The sequence below is a fragment of the Paenibacillus sp. Y859 genome (assembly GCF_056786405.1).
Genome location: NZ_JBXCIZ010000001.1, coordinates 833,476 through 849,183, shown reverse-complemented (window position 1 = coordinate 849,183; position 15,708 = coordinate 833,476). Strand labels below are relative to the sequence as shown.

Annotated in this window: 9 protein-coding genes, 2 pseudogenes and 1 riboswitch; of the genes and pseudogenes, 8 read left to right on the top strand and 3 right to left on the bottom strand. The window is 39.8% G+C overall.

Going from position 1 to position 15,708, the window contains the following annotated elements:
• Positions 1–176: 176 nt before the first annotated feature.
• Complete coding sequence (locus AC1TO8_RS04255; protein WP_482054347.1) at positions 177–362, top strand: hypothetical protein; 186 nt, start codon at positions 177–179, stop codon at positions 360–362.
• Positions 346–1,379: pseudogene (locus AC1TO8_RS04250) on the top strand (IS3 family transposase); the annotation flags it as partial. The gene AC1TO8_RS04255 and the pseudogene AC1TO8_RS04250, both read left to right, overlap by 17 nt.
• A gap of 146 nt (positions 1,380–1,525) precedes the next feature.
• Here AC1TO8_RS04250 and AC1TO8_RS04245 read toward each other — a convergent pair.
• Both AC1TO8_RS04245 and AC1TO8_RS04240 read right to left on the bottom strand, forming a co-directional pair.
• The gene (locus AC1TO8_RS04245; protein ID WP_482054507.1) at positions 1,526–1,888 is read right to left on the bottom strand and encodes a discoidin domain-containing protein; all 363 of its coding nucleotides are present in this window, start codon (positions 1,886–1,888) and stop codon (positions 1,526–1,528) included.
• 51 nt (positions 1,889–1,939) lie between these two features.
• Positions 1,940–3,205 (bottom strand): annotated as a pseudogene (locus AC1TO8_RS04240) (family 8 glycosyl hydrolase); the annotation flags it as partial.
• A gap of 381 nt (positions 3,206–3,586) precedes the next feature.
• Here AC1TO8_RS04240 and AC1TO8_RS04235 point away from each other — a divergent pair.
• From AC1TO8_RS04235 to AC1TO8_RS04225, 3 genes are all read left to right on the top strand, one after another.
• Complete coding sequence (locus AC1TO8_RS04235) at positions 3,587–4,459, top strand: helix-turn-helix domain-containing protein (RefSeq protein WP_482054346.1); 873 nt, start codon at positions 3,587–3,589, stop codon at positions 4,457–4,459.
• A 241-nt stretch (positions 4,460–4,700) separates the two neighbouring features.
• Positions 4,701–5,735 (top strand): NADH:flavin oxidoreductase/NADH oxidase, encoded by a 1,035-nt coding sequence (locus AC1TO8_RS04230; protein WP_482054345.1) that lies wholly within the window; start codon positions 4,701–4,703, stop codon positions 5,733–5,735.
• Entirely contained in the window at positions 5,732–6,154 is a 423-nt protein-coding gene (locus AC1TO8_RS04225; protein WP_482054344.1) for a MarR family winged helix-turn-helix transcriptional regulator, read from the top strand. Before AC1TO8_RS04230 ends, AC1TO8_RS04225 begins: the two co-directional genes overlap by 4 nt.
• Before the next feature lie 343 nt (positions 6,155–6,497).
• Here the strand turns inward: AC1TO8_RS04225 and AC1TO8_RS04220 are convergent, their stop codons facing one another.
• Positions 6,498–6,716, bottom strand: a complete 219-nt coding sequence (locus AC1TO8_RS04220; protein ID WP_482054343.1) for a hypothetical protein — start codon at positions 6,714–6,716, stop codon at positions 6,498–6,500.
• 626 nt (positions 6,717–7,342) lie between these two features.
• Here AC1TO8_RS04220 and AC1TO8_RS04215 point away from each other — a divergent pair.
• The 3 genes from AC1TO8_RS04215 (at position 7,343) to AC1TO8_RS04205 (ending at position 15,637) form a co-directional block, all read left to right on the top strand.
• Positions 7,343–9,049, top strand: a complete 1,707-nt coding sequence (locus AC1TO8_RS04215; protein ID WP_482054342.1) for a DUF4127 family protein — start codon at positions 7,343–7,345, stop codon at positions 9,047–9,049.
• 239 nt (positions 9,050–9,288) lie between these two features.
• Positions 9,289–10,587 carry a uracil/xanthine transporter gene (locus tag AC1TO8_RS04210; RefSeq protein ID WP_482054341.1) on the top strand — a complete coding sequence of 433 codons (1,299 nt, stop codon included), beginning with the start codon at positions 9,289–9,291 and terminating at the stop codon, positions 10,585–10,587.
• A 37-nt stretch (positions 10,588–10,624) separates the two neighbouring features.
• Positions 10,625–10,824, top strand: a riboswitch (cobalamin riboswitch).
• 160 nt (positions 10,825–10,984) lie between these two features.
• On the top strand, positions 10,985–15,637 hold the full coding sequence (locus tag AC1TO8_RS04205; protein WP_482054340.1) for an S-layer homology domain-containing protein: 4,653 nt from the start codon (positions 10,985–10,987) through the stop codon (positions 15,635–15,637).
• Positions 15,638–15,708: the final 71 nt, after the last annotated feature.

The window sequence follows — 15,708 nt, the reverse complement described above, 5'->3', positions numbered from 1 at the left end:
CATCATTTAGCTGAAGCATGCTAATGAGCTATCGGAATACGATAGCAATACACATCAGGAAAAGACTTGCCGACAGCAATGAATCGGCAGGTCTTTTCCGCTAACGGGCAGTTTAGTTTAACCTTTCGTAACAAAAATGGAACCACATTCGTTTAGTTTATGGAGGCGAATAGATAATGAGGTATTTAAAGATGTTGATGATAGTAGTAATGATAATTGCTTTGTTGGGATGTGAAGAGAAACTAACTTCCGAACCCTCTGGTCAAGGTTATGTATTTGAAATTAGTGAAGGAAGAGTTTTAATTTTAGATAATGTTAAAGAGAGTGATTTCGGGAAAGGTTGGAAAGATAGAGATAATTAAAGAATATGAATTGACACCATCTTCATTAGATAAATGGATCTTGCAAAGCGAGAAAACAGGCTCCTTCAAGGAAAAGGACAACTTGTCGAAAGAAGATGCAGAACTTAATAAACTTCGAAAAGAAAACAAACAGCTACTTATGGAAAATGACATACTAAAGCAAGCTGCGCTGATACTAGGACGAAAGTAAATGTGATTCGGAATAATCAACACAAATACTCGATATCAGCCATGTGTACAGTCCTTCAACTCCCAAGAAGCACATACTATTATGAAGCGAGCGAGCCGTCTTCAGAAGATGAGATTTCCTCTGTTATCGTCAATATATTCCAAGCAAGTCGTCAAACCTATGGAACACGTAAGATCAAAGTAGAATTAGAAAAGCTAGAGTTAACGGTATCCAGACGAAGAATTGGGAGAATCATGAAAGAACAGGGTCTCGTTTCTTCGTATACTGTAGCTCAATACAGACCACACACAACGGGCTGTAATGACTCAAAACAAGCTAATGTATTAAATAGACAGTTTGTTTAGGAGAAGGAATTGTCTGTTGTCGTGAGTGATCTAACCTACGTAAGAGTCAACCAAAAGTGGAATTACGTATGTGTATTTGTGGATCTCTTCAATCGTGAAATCATAGGTTATAGTGCAGGTCCAAACAAAGATGATCGGCTCGTCTACCGTGCCTTCGCATCGATTAAAACCAACCTCAATCGGATTCAGCTCTTTCATACAGACCGTGGGAATGAGTTTAAAAACAAGCTGATAGACGATGCCTTAGATACGTTTAAGATCAAACGATCTTTGAGTATGAAAGGTTGTCCCTACGACAATGCAGTTGCAGAAGCAACGTTCAAACTCTTCAAGACAGAGTTTGTGAAGCGACGTCATTTTGATAGTCTGGATGATCTAACGAGAGAACTATATGACTATGTACACTGGTTCAACCACATTCGTATTCACGGGACTCTTGGCCCACAAGGGGTGTTCGATCAGACTAGTACCCAAATGATTTGAACATGACAAACAAGCTTGGACGGTCCATAAGGACTACCCAAGCTTGTTTTGTGCACAGTCCCCACGAATATCAATTAGGGATGAATGCTACGACATACGTGAATGAACTTTTTTCCCCTATACCTAACATTTAGGCATTCTACAAATTAAGAACCATATACCTCAAAATCAAAGAGTGAATACCCATACGTTGTACCTCGCGCGGAACATTGTACACGTACATATCGTCCATTTTGGGGTGTAAATGATATATCATCTATCGCGCCATTACCAGTTGTTGTTGAATAAACATCCGTCCAAGACGTTAAATTGGAGGACACTTGAATTTTGTAGCTTTTACCGTAAGCGGCTTCCCAGTTTAATTTCACCCGGTTGATACTCTTGCTCGAACCTAGATCTACGTAAATCCACTCGTTATTATTTCCTTCGAGACTTGCCCACCTTGTTGAAGAATTACCGTCAGTCGCTTTGGAAGCTTCGAATCCCGCTGCTTCTATTGAACTAGCCACAGCAGTCTTGCCTAGAGCGAGGTCAGATCCAGTCGTTGGACCGCCGAATGTTGGTTTCCACCAGTTACCTGAAAGATAGAGCATATTAAGCAAATTGTAGGAATCACTGAAGTAGGATTCTTTCTTGTTCTTCATCCAGTCCCAACCAGCATTTACCCATGCTTGGTGAGAGCTATTTGTTGTAGCTGCGGATATGAACGGCGATACGAACACGGCTGTAGCATATGATCCTCTTGCTGTACCATTCAATTGATATCCGTCTTTAATGTTACCTGGAACGCCACTTGTCGTACCTTTAATCCATACCGCCATTTTGTTAGCAATATCCCGGCCTCTAGTGTCTCCGTAAAAAGCGTAGTCCATTACAATTCTTAATGGAACCCGGCTTGAATTGTAGTTATATTCGTTATCATACGTACTCTCTAAAAAACCGGATGGAGCAGGTGTAGGGGGATTATTAATAACAAAGTCAGAGATTAGACCTGTAGTAGATGAGTAAGTTGTCGAGAATTGGCCGTAAACGGTATACAAGTTATTGATGACATCTAACCATACTTGATCTCCTGTAACTTCGTTGAAAGCTCTTAAATGGGAGAGCATCCAATCAGAGGGACGTGTGTTCAAAGTGCCTTTTGCATCCCAATCGCCAAGATTCAGCCTGTTGTTCGTAGTTACATTGCTGGCTTTGATTGCGTTGATCATTTTTTTGGCTTCTTCCAAATAATTAATCGTACCTGCGGATCCCCATTGACGATCCGCAAGAATCAAAGAGTAAGCGATGTCCAAATCACCATCGGTAGCTGAACCGAAATGGCCCTGGGCACTGCTACTATCCGCAACAACCCAGCCCATCAGATTAGCATTACCAGAACTTTTAAAAGCTCTTGCGGTTTTAAACAGACCGTCATAGATCGTTTTGGCATTGGAATCGTAGCCGGCCATTAACGCGGTGATGACCATTCCATATCCTTGTCCCTCCGAAGTACCAAGTGGGGTGAATCCTTGAGGGTTACCGGTAATTTCACCTTTTACATAATAACCGCCAGGCAAAGAAGACAAGTTGTTTTTCAAGTACTTTGATTTCCAATAGTCATAGTAACTTGAAACGGCGCTATTCATAGCAGCTTGGGTGACATGATTAGGCTTTATAATGCCTGGATAGTTGACTTGTTGTGGAAATGGTTTGAGTTCCCCTGCAGCATGAGCTTTTGATTGAAATGGAGCTGGGGCAACCAGAAGTGGCAATAGTAGGGCTTGGCAAAGAAGTACAAGACCAATTAATTTCATATTACGTTTAATTGAGGTTACGTTGTTCATCATTAATTCCTCCTTTTCGTATAATGAATCCATTTAATTAAAGCGTTTTAATCTTAGTGTTATGTTAATATTAATTTAGATGATTCTACTGTTGTACGCCACTTCCATGCTTTAACCATTGGCCTTGTAATACCTGGATCGATGGTGGCGTATCTTTTATGATGGGATCAAATTACCGTATGCTGCATTAGCAGCACATGATATGGCTAAGGACTCTCATCACCTTCTTTACTAAAGGATTATGACGTCATCTGAAATTCTGCCATACATTTAGTATAGCAAAATGAAAGCGCTATAACTTTCAATCTGTTGCTTTAGAATGTTATTTAATTGCTATCTTTTAAAATAAATACTTTTATTTTATTTATTAGGAGGTTTCGTATGAAATTTAGCACGAAAGTAAATTTGAATAAGGAGCCATTCCACCTAAACTATCTCAAAACGAGCAATCAACGCAACTGGGAGGTCGTTCACGCTCACCAAAGTATGGAGTTTCTATATGTGTATGAAGGCGAAGGTATAGCCCACATCCATGGTAATCCGTTTCCGATCGTGCCGGGGACGTTGCTGCTGTTTCAGCCTTCTCAGCCGTATCGATTGGAGGTTAGTCAGCTTTTTGTAAGGACGGGGTTTATGTTCAATCCTTTTCTCGTGGATTCGGAACTGATTGCCTTTCCATCCCTTCACAAGTTTTTTACGGTTTTATGGAAATCTACGCTAGTTCAACCTGTTCTATATTTGTCACCGCTCCAAAATGAGTTTCTAAACCTATATGAAATATTGAATCAAAGGACTAAAAATGCTTCTTTCGTTAAATCGCATGAGGAGTTTGTGTTATTCGTGATATCATTTCTACAGCAACTTCGTCAATACGAGGACAAACTAGCTCCCATAAGGCAATCGACTCCTCAGCTGAATACGAATTTGACGATTAATCTCATTATCGAGTGGGTGAATGCGAATTATAGAAATAAGTTCATGTTGGACAAGTTGTCGAAAGACCTTCATTTGTCTCCTTTTTATTTGTCGCATACATTCAGCGCGAAAACGGGTAGCAGTCTGACGAAGTTTATAGCTTCTAGGAGATTGAGAGAGGCATGCCATCTACTAGAAACAACGTCCAAAAGTGTTAGTGAGATTGCAAATGAGGTTGGATTCGAGACTTCATCCTATTTCTGTCGAGTGTTCAAAGGAGCGTTGAGGGTAACGCCAAAGGGATATCGAACCAAGGTATTGGGGGAAGTAAGGCATTAGTAATGGAGTGGACTTAAATGTATAATGTGAAATTTTATGTGTATAATATACAATAATTCAAGCGGGTCTTGTATTGGACCCGTTTTTGCATTCATATCTAGGTATGGAACTTATCGGCTGTTGACAGAAGTATCTATATTAGATATATTACATGTATGAGCATGCATTTAATATGCGATTTTAAATATTCGTATATATGAGTCAAATAAACTTAGATATATTACCAAGAGGAGAGAGATATATGAAGGATTTATTTACGCCCTATGAAATGATGGATTTAAAATTGAAAAACCGTGTGGTTATGCCTCCGATGTGTCAATATTCTGTCGATAACAAAGATGGAATCGCTACGGATTGGCATTATATGCATTATGTGAGCAGAGCAATCGGTGGAACCGGGTTAATTATTATTGAAATGGCTGATGTGGAACCTGATGGCCGAATTAGCGATTATGATCTCGGGATCTGGTCCGATGAACAGATTCCTGCATTGGCAAGAATTGTTGAGGCTTGTCATTCTTATGGCGCTAAAGTGGGTATTCAAATTGCCCACGCAGGACGTAAGGCTGAGGATGCTCCGGTTCCTGTAGCCCCATCGTCAGTTCCTTTTAACTCTGAATCTAAAACGCCGAGGGAACTAACAACTGCAGAAGTGAAAGGGATGGTAGAGAAATTCCGACTAGGTGTAAGACGAGCTATCCAAGCGGGATTTGATGTCATTGAGCTTCATGGTGCGCATGGATACCTTATTCATCAGTTTCATTCGCCTCTAACAAACCGTAGAACGGATGAATATGGAGAAGATTTAACCCTGTTTGGTAAAGAAGTCATTCATGCAGCAAAAAGTGAAATGCCAACAGGTATGCCTTTAATCCTACGTATTTCCGCTAAGGAATATGTTGAAGGCGGATATGGAATGAAAGAGAGTCTGGAGTTCAGCAAGGTATATAAAGAAGCGGGAGTAGATATTTTTCATATTAGTGCAGGTGGAGAAGGAGCTATTGCTGCGGCAGGAATGCCAGGAACGCATGCAGCTTACCAAGTTCCGTTGGCTAGAGAATTCAAGGAGAAGCTGAATGTTCCTGTTATTGCGGTTGGAAGATTAGATGAACCCGTGCTCGCCAATGCGGTAATCGGGAATGAAGATGCTGACCTTGTCGCGGTAGGACGGGGAATGTTGAGAAATCCTTACTGGACGTTGGAGGCTGCAGTCGCCCTTAATAAAGGAATAGACATGCCGAAACAGTATGAACTTGGATTTCCTAGAATCAAATGATGAACAATGACCTTATAACTAACTGGTTGACATTAACGCATATACAAATGAACGTAGCTAATGAATTAGAAGCTAATCTACAAGAGAAACATGACTTGTCATTAAAAGAATTCTATTTGCTGTTATTTTTGTCTGAAGCACCAGAAAAGAAGCTGAAATTGCAAAAGTTGGAGTCAATGGTTGGTTTAAGCCAAAGCGCTGTATCCAGACTGGTAAGTCGATTTGAAGCAAAAGGCTGTGGGGCTTTACAAAGACATGCATGCGATAATGATCGCAGAAGTATCTACACTTCATTGACACAAATAGGTCAAGATAAGCTCGATAAATCACAAGTAACTTTTAAAGAAACTTTACTTGTGGCTTTTCCAAAGATAGAAGTAGAACAGTTACTGCAACAAATGCTGAAGTTAAAACAATAATAAAGATGTTCTAGCTTACTTCAGTCATGGAAAACCTACTTTAAAAGGGGAAGTTAATGATCCATATGAAGGCACCAGTTATACATTAGAAGGTGGAAATTGTTGTACTTAATATAAAATAATCCAAGCGGGTCCTGTAGAGGACCCGTTTTTTTTAAAATATAAGAAATTATACAATTCTGTGGATTAATGCTGCCATGATATACGAAGAGCACCGTATCGGTGCATAGGGCGAATTTTCTCAATTTGTTTAGAGAAATGGAAGAGTAGAGTCGAACGATGGCGGCAAACTTGTTCTATGACAGCTAGGGAAATGAAGGTACTTCAGCTTAAAAATATAGAGTTAATCCTTACTTTTCTTAATATATTCAAGAAACTCTAAAACGATTTGAGATATGGCATCTTCTTGCGGCATATAGATAAACTTGCTTAGTCGAAGGATGTCTTCTTTAAACAATTCAATGAGTTCCAACATGGACTCATGATCATCTTGTTTTGCACAATGAAGTAAGTCTAGGAATTCACTGTCTGGGATAGTTTCTGTATCATCTTTCGCTTCCATTTATTCACCGCCTGTTGGCTCATTTTTAGTTGACGAGCGACTTCGGATTCAGTCTGATCTTGTATATAGAGTTTATACAGAATGATCTTTCCGTATGGAGGTAAAGTGTCTATGAGCTGTTGAACTACGATTTTGTTTTCAGTAGAGGTAGTGAAGTTGGGTGTAGCAGGCTCTATTCCATAGAAAGAACATTCCCGTTTATTAATGACTTTAGCTCGATACTGTAACCTCCATGCAATACGATAAACCTCTGTTTTGTAACGTTCATAAATACTTTGTTGTGTCTCAAATACCAATTAAATCGCTCCCCTTCTACATGGTCCATATATCTATAGGGAAATTCTAAGTGCATTTCCACAAACAATACAGGAACATGTGTTCCGTTAATTGTACCATATTTTAGTAAGACTTGGTTATGAACTTGAATTGAAGAACCAACGGACGCAGGTAATTTAATCTATTAAACGTACAGAGAAGAAGAATAGCGAGTCGATTATTATAAAAAAAAATACTTGTCGGTTGTTTTTTCGAACTATGAATTACCTATATAAGTGAAGGCACAAACATGAAGGAAAAGAAATGGAATGAACTTATGTGCCTATCACTACTGAAATGGAGTTGTTTATATGAAAAGAGTTCTGTATGTACCGCTTGACGACCGTCCGGTAAACTTGGATGATGTCATCGTTCTGGGGAAAACGGCTGGAATTGAGGTCATTACGCCACGTATTAAGGATATTAAGAATCGTCTTGACTCACAAAAAACAAAATCGGGATCGACGCTCCTAAGCACATCTTCACCCACCTTTGGAGCCAAGTCGAACATTCGCCAATTCATTCTCGATAATGCATCATCTGTTGATGGATTCATTATTTCAACGGATATGCTCGCCTACGGTGGATTAATCGGAAGTAGACGTCTTCGCACAAGTGGTGGAGAGAATTATCCGAACTATGATGTTACCACGACAAATTTGTTAGACGTTATTCGCGAAATCAAGCAGTGCTATCCCGATAAGCCTCTCTATATTCTAGATACCGTCATGCGAATGGCTACATCAGCGTATGTTGAGGGTCAGGATTATGACGCTTATACGGAGTCCCGTAGCTTTAATCAACAGCCACGAAAAGACTTTTCTGATTTCAATGACATTCTAAACGGTTATAATATAAAAACGGACAGCACGCCTTTTGGAGATGTGGTCAACTTCGACAAGGAGCAATATTATAACGCACGAATTCACAAATTTAAGTCGAACTATTATATCCTAGATCAACTTGCTCGGTTAGGTTATATTGACTTTCTTGCGATTGGTGTCGATGATTCCTCTACCGAGGGAGTACAGGCAAATGAAATCTCCTTTATTGAAGGACGAATCAATGATTGGTTCGGAGGCGGTACTCAAGAACAAAGTTCTGAGCGTGCTATTATTCTTCCTGACGCAGATGGCTTGGGTTATTCGCTCATGGCCCGCATGGCGAACCAGCTGTATCGTTGCGGAGCAAAGCCGCGATACATGGTACATTACTATGGACCTAATGGTTCAACGATAATTAACCCATACGAGTATATGAGTGTGCATCAGAACATTCAGCATCATGTTGAAATGATTGGAGGTCAATTTGTTACGTGTGGCTCTTATGATCTGGAAATTATCGCAATTACGGACGCTAACGAAGTATCCAGTGCAGTAAGCCGTATTCAATCTAATGGTAACAATCGTATCCCGACCATCGCAATTGATTTTGTTGCCAACGGTGCAGCTAATGAAACGGTAACAGAGGCCTTACTGGACAATCCATTCACTGGCGGCCTTTTGGGGTACAGCGCGTGGAATACTGCGGGGAACAAAATAGGAATTGCACTCGGAATGGGGCAGACACGGTACGCATATTTGGTAACGGAAACGCATCCCGCAGCCCTTAAGAAGGCAGTGAATGCACATGGGGCGCTTTTGTTCAAACGTTTCTTGAAAGACTATTACTATAAAGCAGTGGCCATTGCCGAAATCCGAACCTTTTCGAGAGAACATACGCTGTATACGAATGTTCTTTATCCGGATCAAAATATGGGTCTTTTCAACTCGACGAGTGACTACAACCATATGATTATTCTCCTGAGAGATCGAATGCAGACTTACACAAGTACTCTTGCAGGGAAAAGTGCCTTCCGGATCGGCTCTTCGACGAAATCTTGCAATGTACGCCAAATTAGCGGGTCAACGTGGTTATTCTCAGAATATGTTAGCGCATCACTTGCGTATGCAAATCCTGATTATATTTGGAAGCGTGTATTTGAAATTACCTTAAGCCCTAAGGTTACATTGAAATGATACGGTATCTATAATAAATGATTAACTTGATGATGAGCACTAATAACAATGATTTCATTATAATACCAAGTCAGAACCAAAGGCTGAAACCTCAAAAATGGTTGGTCAGTCTTTGTTTTTTTGGCAAAATCTATTAAGACCAACTAAATCGTACAGATTGCGATTTTGCAAGTTTAAGAGTATGTGGTTATAATTAAATGTTCAAAGGATTTTGCAGTTACATAAAGGATAGGGTGAGTATGAAGGAACTTTCTTCTCGAGTAACGATATTTGCATCGATACAATGGGTGTTTTTTATTTTTGCTAACATTGTCGTTGTACCAATTTCAATCGGTTTAGCTTTTGAATTACCTCCACATGAAGTGGCTACCATTTTGCGGAGTTCGCTCATTGTGACAGGTGTCGCGTGTATTTTACAGGGCTTAATTGGTCATCGCTTTCCCTTGATGGAAGGTCATTCGGGTGTTATGTGGGCTTTAATTCTTAACTTATGCTTATCTGCTCCTACACTTGGACTTAGTTTGGGCGAAATTGGAGGGGGAATTGCTACAGGAATGCTGCTTGCCGGGGCTCTAATTATGATATTGGCTGCCTGTAAGGCGATTCCTTTTATTCGTAAAGTATTCAGTCCGATGGTAATGAACGTATTTTTGTTACTGTTAACATTTCAGCTCGCTTTTATCTTTTTCAAGGGTATGTTGACAGTGAATGAAGATGGGACATTGGATTTGCCGATCACATTGTTCTCATTAGGAATCGCTATCTTTGTAGGTCTCTTAAAAATTAAAGGAAGTAAGAACATCGGCAATTTTTCGTTATTAATCGGAATAGTTGTAGGATGGAGCCTTTATGCTATGTTCTTTCCAACTACAAACACCCTAAATGGGGATGCTGTTGGTGTTTTTTCTATATTTCCACTGGGCAGTCCAAATTTGCAATTCGGGATTATTACGATTACTTTTATAGGTTGTTTTATTAATATGAGCAATACGATCGCATCTCTTCAAGCAGCGTCCAAACTATTAAATGAAGAGGTTTCAACGAGCCAATATCGAAATTCCCTTTTCTTAACAGGTGCATATTGTATGGTGGCATCGTTATTCGGACTTGTATCTTACGCACCGTTTGCTTCTTCTATCGGTTTTTTGGAAAGTACGCAAATCTTTCATCGCAAGCCCTTTTTTATTGGCGGAGCACTTATTATCATTCTAGGAATCATTCCACCCCTTGGGTTAATGTTGGCAACACTCCCGATCTCAGTAGGGAACGCAGTGCTATTCATTGCCTATCTTCAGTTGTTGGGAACTTCTTTTAAAAGTTTGAAGGGATACACATTTGATTCGATCACGATTCATCGGGTTGCAGCACCAGTTCTCATAGGGGTAAGTCTGATGTCAGTGGATGTTAAGTTGTTTGCTAATCTACCTACTGTTGTACAACCCATCATTAGTAATGGATTCATCATGGGAGTCCTTATCTCATTAATCATGGAGACTACTATTAAATGGGGAGATCGTGACAAGAAAATATTAACATGACAAAAGAACATATATTAGATATGATGATGACCAAGATAATAAAATATGAGAAACAGGTGCCAATGATTTAGTTCGATAGACTGAACGATCAATTGGTTAAAAGGGAAGTGGGTGACAATCCCACGCGGTCCCGCCGCTGTAATAGAGGAGTCCTTGCAAGAAACCACTGGGAAACTGGGAAGGTTGTAGGGATGATGATACTTGAGCCAGAATACCTGCCTGTTTTGATATGCCTTAACTCTACGAAGGATAGGGAGGTGTTTATTAGTGCTGCTATTTAGCTGTATATTCTATTAAACCTAAACCTCCTAACGATTCAAGTTGAGAGGTTTTTTTGTTGTGTTGGTGTCATCATGTTTCTTACTACGAGCAAGAGAATGAAAGGAAGTTTGTACAAATGAGAAATAATAGATTCATAGCTTGGTTACTTGTTGTAAGTTTATTTTTGTCCATGTTATCAACCGGTTCAATGGTGTCATATGCGGATGTAATAGAATCTTCACCTCAAGTACATACGAATATGGAAGAGGAAGATACTGAAAGTCCAATTATTGTAGTAGAAGGACTAGCAAATAATGAGGAAGTAACAGAAAGGGAATTGAGTTTTAAAGTAACGGTTACAGACAATGTATATCACGATATAACGCCAGAGGTTAGGGTAAATGGAATCACTATAACAGCATCAAATGAGGAGTACAAAGCTTCTCTAAATTCTGGGAACAACATGATTACAATAACTGCAATGGACGGTGCAGGAAATAAAGCAGAGGAAACTCTAGTCGTCCATTACAAAGTTGTCGTTAACAAAGTAAGATCCACATCCACCGATGCTGTAAAGAAGCAGTTAGATAAAAATCTTGCTTATCTTGTTCAAACTGTAGATAATCCGACATTAGGAACGACTAGCGGAGAGTGGTCGATTTTATCACTAGCAAGAGCCAATTATCTGGTGTCTAGTGACTATTATGAAAACTACTATAACAATGTAGTTAAAGTAGTACAGGAAAAAAAGGGAATCCTTCATAATATTAAATATACAGAGCATTCAAGGCTAATATTAGGATTAACCTCTATCGGTAAAGGGGTTACTGATGTAGGTGGCTATAATCAACTTGAAAAGCTTGCGGATTATGCGACTCTGATTAAACAAGGTATTAATGGTCCAATCTTTGCTCTGATTGCACTTGATAGTAAGAACTACGAAGTTCCACAAGTGCAAGGAGTGGCTGTTCAAACAACGAGAGAGATGCTCATTGAGTATATTTTAGATAAAGAGATAAAGAAGGGCACCGATGAAGCAGCAGGATGGGCATTAGGTAGTGGGACTCCAGATCCCGATATAACGGCAATGGTTCTACAAGGGCTTACGCCATATTATTCAATAAATAATGATGTTAAAACTGCAGCAGATCGAGCGGTTGCATGGTTGTCTAAAGGCCAAAATAATGATGGTAGCTATTCAACTTGGGGTGCTGCAAACACTGAAAGTACTGCACAAGTTATTGTAGCTTTAACCGGATTGGGTATCGATCCACATACAGACGCCAGATTTATTAAGAATGGGCAGTCAGCTATGGATGCCTTACTTACCTTTGCTTTACCTGAAGGTGGCTTTAAGCATATTGCATCAGGGAAAGTTGATGGAATGGCTACGGATCAAGGTACGTATGCTCTTGTTGCTTATGACCGATTTGTAGATGGTAAAAACCGCCTCTATGATATGACTGATGAGGTACCTGAAGTACCAGAACTACCTGAAGTACCTGAAGTACCAGAACTACCAGAGACACCGAAAGAAATAGAAGTCATATTGCCATCTGGAGATCAACCAGCAGTTGTCATTCCACAAGATGAGCTAGATTACATCATTCCTATCAATCCAGCGGATAGCAACAAAGAAATAACAGTAGAAATCCCTGCGGATAAGAAATCGACGGTTAGTGTTCATTTGCCTGTGAACAGCAGTTTACCTGAATTAAAGGCTACGAAGGGTAATGTATCCTTAGTTATTCCGAAGGGTGCGCAAGTGATAAGTGGTGATGCATCTTCACTTGAATTGATTACGTCTCAAGATAGAACTGACACGGCATTAATCAATAAAGTTAATGCAATTGTTCCTAAGGGAGAGAAGCTGGACGGGATTGTCCAGGCATTCTCCATGGGCGGCAATACAAGGATAGAGTTTAGCCAATTTGTTACGTTAACCTTTACGGACATGAGTGGAAAGAATGCTGCTTATATCCAAGGTGGGTCCATTCATGCGATTCCCAAATTTGCTAGTGATTCAGAAGGGCTAAATAGTAGCAATAATGAGTATGCCTACGACAATGGAAATGACTTAATCGTCAAAACAAACCACTTTACTGATTTCATAGCATATACTTCTAGCGTGATAGAAACGCCTGGCGGTGATGGTGACGGTGATGGTGGGGATACCGGAGGCGGAACTGGAACCATTCCTGTTCCTCAACCTAAACACTATGTGACTCTTTCAGTCGATAAGCTGACTATCAACAAAGGCTATGTGGTTACATCTACAAGCGTCGAACTGCAAGCTGGTGATACAGCATGGACAGTATTACAAAGAGTGCTTGATAACAGAAGTATCAGCCACTATTATAATTGGACTGAAAAATACGGAAGCGTATATGTAGAATCTATAGCTGGCGATGGAGAATTTGACCACGGTAGCGGTAGTGGCTGGATGTATAATGTCAACGGTTGGTACCCCAACTATGGAGCAAGTAAATATACTCTGAGTGATGGCGATACGCTACAATGGCGTTACACTACTGATCTAGGTGCTGACTTAGGAGAAGACCTCAGTAAATATGTGGAGACTCCAGTTGGTTCAATTTCGCTTGGTCAAGGAATCGTCATTCATGCTGATGATAAAACACCTGTTATTAATGTTCCAAAGGATATTCAAAAGGATTACACCTTGAATATTGCGAAGGAACTGAAAAACACAATTAATATCACGATTAACATTCCTGATGTTACATCAAAAGTATTCCTTACTCTTAAAGATGTCATAAGCAATATACCCATGATCACAGTTACAAAAGGGGATATTTCACTAGTTATTGAGAAAGGTACCCAATTAATAAGCGGAAATACGAATATAGAGTTGATTACAAAGATAGCTCCGAATGATACTAAGATTCAGGAGTTAATCAAATCTAACCTAAATAACAATGAGAAGCTGGATAAAATTAATCAAGCCTTCATTATAGGGAATACAGGTAGTTCGGTTGTATTTGATAAGCCACTCACTTTAACCTTTAAGGGTGCAAAAGGGCAGCTTCCAGGGTTTGTTGAATCCAATAAATTCACACCTATCAAGATTTATGAAACAGAACAACTAGGCATTCAGGCAACAAAAGACATTGGTAAGAAAACCTATGCTTTTGTTAGCGGTAACGATTTAATTGTAAAAACAAACCATTTCACGACTTTCGTTTCCTACACTGTAAGCAAAACTGATGTAGCAAACAAAGTAGATTCAGTAAATAATGTTGATTTGAAAAAATGGTATACAGATGCCGATGCCATCTCGTCTTGGGCGTATAAGGCTATTGGTGAAGCTACGAAAAATGGATTTATCCAAGGTAACAATGGTAAATTCAATCCGAAAACTAACATTACAAGAGCAGAGTTCACCAAAATATTGGTTACTGTTCTAGGGCTTAATATTCAAACGGACAAGGTCATTAGCTTTAAGGATGTTGCTGCAGATGATTGGTTCTATCCTTATGTTAATGCTGCGTATAAGGCAGGAATCATTACGGGATTTAATGATGAATTTAGTCCAAATGATACAATAACTCGCGAGCAAATGGCATCAACGGTCATAAGAGCACTGGATATTCAACCTATCAAGCTTACGACTGTCATGAAAGATAGCGATAAGGTATCCGCTTGGGCTAGAACAGATGTAGAGACCATTGTTGCGCTTGAATTAATGTTGGGTAGTGATGGTCAATTTAAACCCAAAGATTCAGTCACAAGAGAGATGGCAGCAGTTGTCGCTATTCGGGCCTACGATTATAAGAATGGAAATAAAGTAACCGTTGAAGATGAAGTGAAAGTTGAAAATGTAAGTAAAGTAGTGAACAAAGAGGTCAAGAAAACAATTCAAGATACAGCAGTTTTTTTGCAAAAGGCAATTACTGACCCAGTTATAGCTAGTGTTGGCGGGGATTGGACGGTCTTGGGGTTAGCGCGTTCGGAAGTATACATTCCAGATGCCTATTATGCTAAATACTATGCCAATGTAGAGAAGATACTGAAAGAAAAGTCAGGGAAGCTGCATAGTGTTAAATATACGGAATACGATAGAGTTATTTTGGCTTTAACTTCAATGGGCAAAGGAATTGACAATGTAGCGGGATATAACTTACGGGAGCCTCTCGCGGATTTCGATACTCTAATCAAACAAGGTATCAATGGACCAATCTTTGCTCTGATCGCATTGGATAGTCATCATTATGAAATACCGATTGTGAATAGTGTAAAGACACAGACAACGAGAGAAATGCTAATAGAGTTTATTTTGAAAAGAGAGATTGGTGGAGGTGGCTGGGCATTAGGCGAGCGGCCTGATGTCTCGGATGCCGATATTACTGCGATGGCCATTCAAGGTCTTACGCCGTATTATTCAACACATCCGAATGTGAAAGCTGCTGTGGATCGAGGCATTGTATGGTTATCGAACTCCCAGAAGGCTGATGGCGGATATACAAGTTGGGAATCCTCTAACTCTGAGAGTGTTGCTCAGGTTATAGTAGCTCTGACCAGCCTTGGTATAGATCCACATAATGACGCGAGATTTATTAAAAATGGCAAGTCAGCTATTGATGCTTTACTGAGCTTTGCTACCGTAGATGGAGGGTTCTATCACATTAAGCAAGGTGGGACAGATAATGGTGGTGCCAAACCAGGAGAAGTTGATCTGATGGCAACCGATCAGGCTATGTATGCACTTGTAGCCTACGATCGATTTATACAAGGACACACACGTCTTTATGACATGACAGACGTGAAATAACAAATCATTTGGAGAACTAAGCAAGGGTAGAATTTATGCCCTTGCTTAATTATTTAAGGTGGGATATAGCA

Bases quoted from the DNA above. Each gene is read 5' to 3' on its own strand.
- AC1TO8_RS04255 (WP_482054347.1), top strand. From the start codon at position 177: ATGAGGTATTTAAAGATGTTGATGATAGTAGTAATGATAATTGCTTTG.
- AC1TO8_RS04235 (WP_482054346.1), top strand. From the start codon at position 3,587: ATGAAATTTAGCACGAAAGTAAATTTGAATAAGGAGCCATTCCACCTA.
- AC1TO8_RS04230 (WP_482054345.1), top strand. From the start codon at position 4,701: ATGAAGGATTTATTTACGCCCTATGAAATGATGGATTTAAAATTGAAA.
- AC1TO8_RS04225 (WP_482054344.1), top strand. From the start codon at position 5,732: ATGATGAACAATGACCTTATAACTAACTGGTTGACATTAACGCATATA.
- AC1TO8_RS04220 (WP_482054343.1), bottom strand. From the start codon at position 6,716: ATGGAAGCGAAAGATGATACAGAAACTATCCCAGACAGTGAATTCCTA.
- AC1TO8_RS04215 (WP_482054342.1), top strand. From the start codon at position 7,343: ATGAAAAGAGTTCTGTATGTACCGCTTGACGACCGTCCGGTAAACTTG.
- AC1TO8_RS04210 (WP_482054341.1), top strand. From the start codon at position 9,289: ATGAAGGAACTTTCTTCTCGAGTAACGATATTTGCATCGATACAATGG.
- AC1TO8_RS04205 (WP_482054340.1), top strand. From the start codon at position 10,985: ATGAGAAATAATAGATTCATAGCTTGGTTACTTGTTGTAAGTTTATTT.